Origin of the sequence: Kribbella sp. (assembly GCF_035687465.1) — a bacterium.
Taxonomy (GTDB): Bacteria; Actinomycetota; Actinomycetes; order Propionibacteriales; family Kribbellaceae; genus Kribbella.
The window spans coordinates 1-5,951 of the sequence record NZ_DASRXP010000308.1; the positions used below are offsets into that span (position 1 = coordinate 1).

Consider the following 5,951-nt stretch of genomic DNA (forward strand, 5'->3'; position numbering starts at 1 on the left):
GTCGCGTACGCGGCCACCGGGCGACGCCCATTCGGCAAGGGGCCGTTCGAGGTCGTGCTGCATCGGGTCCACAAGGGCCAGGCCGACCTCGAAGGTCTCGACCCCCGACTGAAGCCGCTGTTGGCCGCTGCCCTCGCACCGAACCGACGCGACCGTCCTACGCAGGTAGAGATCATGGCCGGCCTCAACCGGTACGCCGAGGGCCGGGACGCGCTGGTTCCGAATCCCCACACGGCGACAGAGGAAGCTGCCAAGGCGACTGCGCTCGTCAATCCGCCCACAGCTGTGATGACTCGCCTGATGCCGGACGGCGTCGCTGCCGGGGTTGGTGCTGGTGAGATGGATCCGGCGGCGGTCGCGCACCTGGTGCCGGCGGTGATTCCGCCGCTGTCGGCGTTCGCGCCGTTGCGGGACAAGTTGCGCGATGTCGCCGCCCAGCAGAAGGCCAAGAACCAGGTGGCGCAGAACCTCGCGGGCCAACCCGTCCCGAGCCACCCCGCCACTTACAGCCCGACGCCGGCTGCGGCTGCTCCCGCCGCGATGCCCTTGCCCTACCAAGGCACGCCCTACCAGGGCACTCCGTACGAAGGCACTCCCTACCAGGGCGCTCCGGCCGCCGGGCCGGCGTTCGCGGGCTACACGGCATCGCCTGCGAACTACCCGGGCCAAGGCGTAGCGCCGTACCAGCCGTCTTATCCGCAGCCCTACCAGCCGGCGCCCAGCCAGCCATCGCAGTACGGGCCGGTTGGGAAGCCGCCGAAACCCGAGCGGGCGGCCAAAGCCGACGGTCCTGCCTCGCCGAACCAGCAGTTCGCTCGCTCACTCGTGCTCGCGGCGCTGATGCTGGCTCTCGCTGGACTGATGGCTCTGACGCCGGGCTTCGGGCTGCTGGTAGCGGCTTTGCTCATCATCGTCGCCCGGACGGTCGACCGCGGCAGCACTGCTTTGCTGCGCCGGCGCCAGGTCCGCGGCGGTCGCGGCAAGGCGGACGGCCTGGTCGCCGCAGCGGCCAGTCCTGTCCACCTGATCGCGGCCAGCCTCATCACGCTCTTCTGCCTGATCCTGCCGGTGATCGTCGGCTTCATCGTCGGCGGCATCGTCTCCGCCATGGCCGCCAGCGCCCGGGGACTCGACTGGCAGCCTCTCTCCGCGGTCGGCTTCGCCACCGGCGGCCTCGCCGGACTGTTGATGGCCTGGATCGGCCCCGGCGGCACCTCTCTGCGCCGCGGTTCCAAGATCGCCGTGCGAGGGGCGTTCCGACCCGCCTGGCTGAGCATCCTGGTCGCCGCAGTCCTGCTCGCCGGCGCAACCCTCTCCTTCACCAGCGCGACCAACGGCGGCGGGGCCAACTGGGCCCGCACCCCCATCAACACCCCCGACCTCCCCAACAACCCGGGCCTCAGCGACATCCGCAACTACCCGATCATCCGCGACCTCCCCCTGATCGGCAGCTGAAACCCCCGCCGAGGACGGTCCGGCGGGGGCTCAGGAGAAGGCGTCAGATGCGGTTGTCGAGGATGACGATCTGGGAGCGTTCGGGGCCCACGCCGACGGCGGAGATCGGGGCGCCGCTGAGGGCCTCGACCGCCTTGACGTAGGTCTGGGCATTCTTCGGCAGGTCCTCGAAGGTTCGGCAGCCGGTGATGTCCTCGTCCCAGCCGTCGTACTCCTCGTACACCGGGACCGCGTGGTGGAACTCGGTCTGCGTCATCGGCATCTCCTCGTGCCGGACCCCGTTCACGTCGTACGCGACGCAGACCGGGATCTTCGCCCGCCCGGTCAGGGTGTCCAGCTTGGTGAGGACGAAGTCGGAGACGCCGTTCACCCGGGCGGCGTACCGCGCGATGACCGCGTCGTACCACCCGCAGCGGCGGGGGCGGCCGGTCGTCGTACCGAACTCGAAGCCCTGCTGGCGGAGCCACTCACCGTCGGCGTCCAGCAGTTCGGTCGGGAACGGGCCCTCGCCCACCCGGGTGGTGTAAGCCTTCACGACCGCCATCACGCGGTCGATCCGCGTCGGCGGGATACCGGAGCCGGTGCAGGCGCCCGCGGAGATCGCGTTGGACGACGTGACGAACGGGTAGGTGCCGTGGTCGACGTCGAGCAGCGTCGCCTGGCCCGCCTCCATCAGCACGGTCTTGCCCGCGTCCAGCGCCTTGCCGAGCAGCAGCCCGGTATCGGCGACCATCGGGCGGAGGCGCTCGGCGTGCCCGAGCAGCTCGTCCATCACCTCGGAGATCTCGACCGCGCGGCGGTTGTAGACCTTCACCAGCAGCTGGTTCTTCTGTTCCAGCGCGCCGGTGACCTTCTGCTCGAGGATCTTCTCGTCGTACAGGTCCTGGACCCGGATGCCGATCCGGTTCATCTTGTCCGCGTACGTCGGACCGATGCCGCGACCCGTGGTGCCGATCTTGCGGCTGCCGAGGAACCGCTCGGTCACCTTGTCCAGGGTCCGGTTGTACGGCGGGATCAGGTGCGCGCCGGCGCTGATCACCAGCCGCGAGGTGTCGACGCCACGGGCATCCAGCGCGTCGAGCTCCTCGAACAGCACGTTGAGATCGACCACCACCCCGTTGCCGATCACCGGGGTGACCCCGGGGGTCAGGATCCCGCTCGGCAGCAGGTGCAGCGCGTACTTCTCGGCACCGATCACCACCGTGTGGCCGGCGTTGTTGCCGCCGTTGAACTTCACCACGTAGTCGATCTCGGCGCCGGTGTTGCCGAGCAGGTCGGTCGCCTTGCCTTTGCCCTCATCGCCCCACTGGGCGCCGACGAGCACGATTGCGGGCATCTCAGCCCTCCTCTTCACGCGTCGGCTGGCGCTCCGGAACGCCGTGCGCAGCCGGCCGCATCCTCAGGGAGAATGGTGAAGCCCGGACACGTTCACCGAATATTCACTCGGCGGGGCATCCAGGCTCTTGCGGCCAAAGCCTACCGGATGGCGGGGTTGCCAATTTCCGTGATCACGTGCACACTCTTAGTCAGCGGCCCGCCGAAACTGCCGCAGGGGACGGTTCCGGCGGGCCGCTTTCTTGTGTCCGCAGGTCTTTCGTGGCCGCCGGCAAGCTACTTCCGGGCGACATAGATCGTGTACGGCGCCATGGTGCGCTCCACCTGCAACCGGTCCGCATCCGGTCCGTCGTACTCCGTCGGCAGGGTCGGATCCACCAGCCCGACGTCGCGGAACCCGGCCTTGCGCAGCCGGTCGAGGTGGACCTCCTTCGGCCAGTGATAGTCGAGGATGCTCATCGGTTCGGCATCCGGTCTCGCCAGCCGCATCTCGATCGCCTCCCCCACCGCGTACTCGCGTCCCATCCGGCCCATCTGGCCGAGCTCGAAAGGCACTCCGACCGAATCCGGATTCACCTCGAGCATCGCGTAGGTCGCGCCCGGACGAAGTACCCGATAAACCTCTTCGACAATGCTCTGAATGGTGTCGGTCTCCGGAATGCAGACGAAGACGAAACACGAGATCGCGGCATCCAGTTCGCCGTCGGGCAGGTCGACCCGCTGGTCCGGACCGATCGTCTGGTAGGAGATCCTGGGGTCCTGCCGCTTGTGCTGCGCGACCTTCAGCATGCTCGGCGACCGGTCGGCGGCGATCACCGAAACGTCGTGGCTGCGAAGGATCTGCTCAGCGACCCGGCCGGTCCCGGCGCCGTAGTCGAGCACCCGGTGGCAATCCCGATCACCCAGCCCTGCCTGCTCGAACAGCGCCGACCAGGCGAAGGTGCGTTCGCGAACCGGGACGTAGTCCTCGTAGCTCTCGGCCACCCCGAGCAAATTCCAGTCGGTCGTCATCAAATGACGATAACCAGAATTCCGGCGCCATCGGGGAGTCTTTGCCCGATGACGCACCAAGGCATTACCGAAAGGTCAGTCGAGACCCTCGGGGTTCGAAGCGAGCCATTCCTTCACCCGGCGGTCCGCCTCTTCGCGGGAGACGTCCTCGACCTTCGTCATGATCGCCCAGCGGTGCCCGAACGGGTCAATCACCGTGCCGTAGCGGTCGCCGGTCATGAAGGTGGACACCGGCTCGACCTGCCGGGCGCCGGCCTCGATCGCCCGGGCGAAGGTGGCGTCGACGTCCTCCACGTAGTGCACCAGGGAGGAGTGGACCCACTCGCTGTTCGGCGCGCGCAGCCCGATCTGCGGCATCTCGTTGCTGAGCTGGAGCATCGAGTCGCCGAACCTCAGTTCCGCCTGACCCAGCCGGCCGTCCGGCAGGTCCTGCCTGCTGATCACCTCGGCCCCGAACACCTGCTGGTAGAACTCGATCGCCTTCGGCCCGTCCGAGACGGCCAGGTACGGGGTGAGCGAGTGATAACCGTCGGGGACGGGCTTTACGATGTTTTCTGCCGTGTTCGAAGTCATGCGAGCAGTCTTCGGGCCCACCGACCTTCCGGTCTTGTAAGAAAGCGACACCCCTTGCCGACCAACCCGGGACCACCACCGCCGACCGATGAGCGGGGCATCCTGCACCCGCAGGAGCAGGCCCGGCACAGGAGCCTGAGCCGGCTCGCCGCCGGGCCCGGGATCGACCGGTTCGTCGAGTGGTACTGGATCGTCGAGTGGGATCTGCAGGCCCCGTACGTCGCCGAGGTGCTGTCCTACCCGAGCGTGAACATCACCTTCGAGGAACCAGGCGGCGCCTTCGTCAACGGCGTCTGCACCCGCAAGTTCGAACGTGAACTGGTCGGCCGGGGCCGCGTCTTCGGGGTGAAGTTCTGGGCCGGCGGGTTCGGCGCGGTCACGGGTCTGGACGTGGCGTCGTTCCGGGACCAGGTGCTGCCGTTGCGCGAGCTCTTCGACGATGCCGACCGGCTGGCCGACCTGGTCTTCGCCGAGGACTCCGACGTACGCCGCCGCGCCGTGGTCGAGGCCTTCCTGCGGGACCACCTGGTCGCCGCGGACCCGCAGTACGAGCTGGTCCGGGAGATCGTCGCGGCGATGGCCGAGGACCGTTCGGTGACCCGGGTGGACCAGCTCACCGAGCGGTTCGACATCCCGATCCGCAAGCTGCAGCGGCTGTTCCGGCGCTACGTCGGCGTCGGCCCCAAGTGGGTACTGCGCCGCTACCGCCTGCACGACGGCGCCGAGCTGCTGGCCCGCGGCGAGGCCGCCGAACTGGCCGACCTCGCCCTCGCCCTCGGCTACTTCGACCAGGCCCACTTCTCCCGCGAGTTCAAGGACCAGATCGGCCTGACCCCGGCCGAATACGCCACCCGAACCCAGGCCGAACGCCAGATCACCTACCGCTGAGGCGAGTGCGGAGGTCAGCGGCGGCTGGGTCGCCGAGGTCTTCGAGGATGGTGAGGGCCTGGCGCCAGCGGGCGGCGGCGTCCGGGCGCCGGCCGGCCGCCAGGAACAGGTCGCCCAACTGCTGGAGCGCGGACGCCTGGGTGGCTCGATCCCCGATCGCGACGAGGGTTAGATGCGGCTTGGCGCCGAACTGGTTGGCTGCAATCACCAGCTTTATCTGGATCGTCGCACCAGGCACGCCATCGCGGTGGCGAAGACCGTGGCCAGCGAGGCCAGCAGGAAGCCGTACTGCGGACCGCCGGAGTCCACAGCCCGGCCGGCGAAGGCAGCACCCAGCGCTATGCCAGCCGCGCTGCCGGAGTTCAACCAGGTGAAGGCTTGGGTGAGTACTGCAGGCTCCACCCGGGCCTCGGTCAGTACTGCGGACAACACCTGGAACGGCGCGAGCGCAAGACCGGGCAGCGCCAACGCAATCCCCAGTGCAAGCGGCGTGTTCACCATGAGCAGTGGCACGGTCGTCACACTCAGCACAGCCAGTACTACGACGTACTGCGTCGGCTCGGCCAGTCGCCAACGCCTTGCGCCATAGGCGATTCCGGCTGCCATGCTGACAAGACTCGTGATGCTGTAGAGCGGCCCGGCCAGGCTCGGGGTGCCCCGGCCGACTGCGAACGCCGTCACCGAGACCT

6 protein-coding genes and 1 pseudogene are annotated in these 5,951 nt (G+C 68.5%); 2 read left to right on the forward strand and 5 right to left on the reverse strand.

The features are described 5' to 3' along the window. Positions 1-1,455, forward strand: a 1,455-nt coding sequence (locus VFG33_RS15485; RefSeq protein ID WP_325026945.1) for a serine/threonine protein kinase, incomplete at its 5' end; no start/stop codon positions are given. 43 nt (positions 1,456-1,498) lie between these two features. On the opposite strand, the gene VFG33_RS15490 is transcribed toward VFG33_RS15485, so the two are convergent. From VFG33_RS15490 to VFG33_RS15500, 3 genes are all read right to left on the reverse strand, one after another. Continuing rightward, positions 1,499-2,791, reverse strand: coding sequence for an adenylosuccinate synthase (locus tag VFG33_RS15490; RefSeq protein ID WP_325026947.1), 1,293 nt, complete (start codon positions 2,789-2,791; stop codon positions 1,499-1,501). Positions 2,792-3,066: 275 nt separating this feature from the next. Continuing rightward, entirely contained in the window at positions 3,067-3,801 is a 735-nt protein-coding gene (locus tag VFG33_RS15495; protein ID WP_325026949.1) for a class I SAM-dependent methyltransferase, read from the reverse strand. 75 nt (positions 3,802-3,876) lie between these two features. Beyond that, positions 3,877-4,374: a VOC family protein gene (locus VFG33_RS15500; RefSeq protein ID WP_325053559.1), complete on the reverse strand. Its 498-nt coding sequence runs from the start codon at positions 4,372-4,374 to the stop codon at positions 3,877-3,879. Between the two features lie 54 nt (positions 4,375-4,428). On the opposite strand from VFG33_RS15500, the gene VFG33_RS15505 reads away from it, so the two are divergent. Further along, on the forward strand, positions 4,429-5,262 hold the full coding sequence (locus VFG33_RS15505) for an AraC family transcriptional regulator (RefSeq protein ID WP_325053560.1): 834 nt from the start codon (positions 4,429-4,431) through the stop codon (positions 5,260-5,262). Here VFG33_RS15505 and VFG33_RS15510 read toward each other — a convergent pair. Both VFG33_RS15510 and VFG33_RS15515 read right to left on the reverse strand, forming a co-directional pair. After that, a complete protein-coding gene (locus VFG33_RS15510) occupies positions 5,249-5,500 on the reverse strand; it encodes a hypothetical protein (RefSeq protein ID WP_325053561.1) in 252 nt (83 codons plus the stop codon). The genes VFG33_RS15505 and VFG33_RS15510 overlap by 14 nt on opposite strands. Next, positions 5,476-5,951: pseudogene (locus VFG33_RS15515) on the reverse strand (MFS transporter); the annotation flags it as partial. The pseudogene VFG33_RS15515 and the gene VFG33_RS15510, both read right to left, overlap by 25 nt.

Coding starts and splice junctions, on each gene's coding strand:
- VFG33_RS15490 (WP_325026947.1), bottom strand. CDS start 2,791: ATGCCCGCAATCGTGCTCGTCGGCGCCCAGTGGGGCGATGAGGGCAAA.
- VFG33_RS15495 (WP_325026949.1), bottom strand. CDS start 3,801: ATGACGACCGACTGGAATTTGCTCGGGGTGGCCGAGAGCTACGAGGAC.
- VFG33_RS15500 (WP_325053559.1), bottom strand. CDS start 4,374: ATGACTTCGAACACGGCAGAAAACATCGTAAAGCCCGTCCCCGACGGT.